Here is an 826-nt window from a genome sequence, read left to right on the forward strand (position 1 = left end):
ATTGTCTTCATCGCGAACTAGATACTTCATTAGGCCTAACTCATCGCTAAAACGATAGATCTCGTTCATTTCTTTCCATAGCATTTTCGGTACGGAAATATAGAGCTTGGCTGACAAAAGCTGAACACGTCCAAATTCTGTAATGGTTCGGTGTGCTGCGCAGCTGAAGTTTTTACGTGTATGTTCTGACCCAAGATTAGGAACGCTCTCTAATAGCACTGCTTTGTAGCCAGCGGCTAGAGAAAGATGAAGGCTCGTGACAAGGTTGATAACTTTGCGTTGCTTTTCTTGAGGTGTGATAGATGCGTTAAGAAAATGTTTTGACAGCTCTTCGCATGCGTAATGGATAGGTTTTCGAATGTCCTCAAGCATTTTTGAGCGAGTTTCTGGCTTGCACTTAAGGCGATTTAGTTCATTAATCGCACGATATAGTTGACGAGACAGCTCGCCTAAATTCGCCATGGGCAGATTCGCGACCCAGTCAGCAAAGGCTTCCGGGGTGGAATCAGTGTATGAAAGTTCACCCAAGTTTTGTTCGGGGATACTTATCAAAAGCTCAAGGTCTGGACCCAACATCTGTTGTAGTTCTTCCTGTTGATGTTTGTCGGTTTTAATTGGTTATTAGGCTGAACACTTAGTCAGCATATAGTTCTATCTCCTTATAATAGCAGGGAAATTCGCTATTGCTGAGCCCTAAGAGCAAACATTTTTAATTAAGTGACAAGGTTCGGGTTAATGTTTCGCAAGGCTTACCAAGTAAGTATGGATTTACTTGTTTCCCCCGGACATTCTTCAGCGAGTTTGGGAAGTAGGAACCCAGGTAGCA

Annotated in this window: 1 pseudogene; it reads right to left on the bottom strand. The window is 43.0% G+C overall.

The features are described from left to right. Nucleotides 1-576, bottom strand: a pseudogene (locus tag A3738_RS05770) (GTPase); the annotation flags it as partial. Nucleotides 577-826 lie beyond the last annotated feature (250 nt).

It is taken from the genome of Oleiphilus sp. HI0066, from assembly GCF_001635725.1.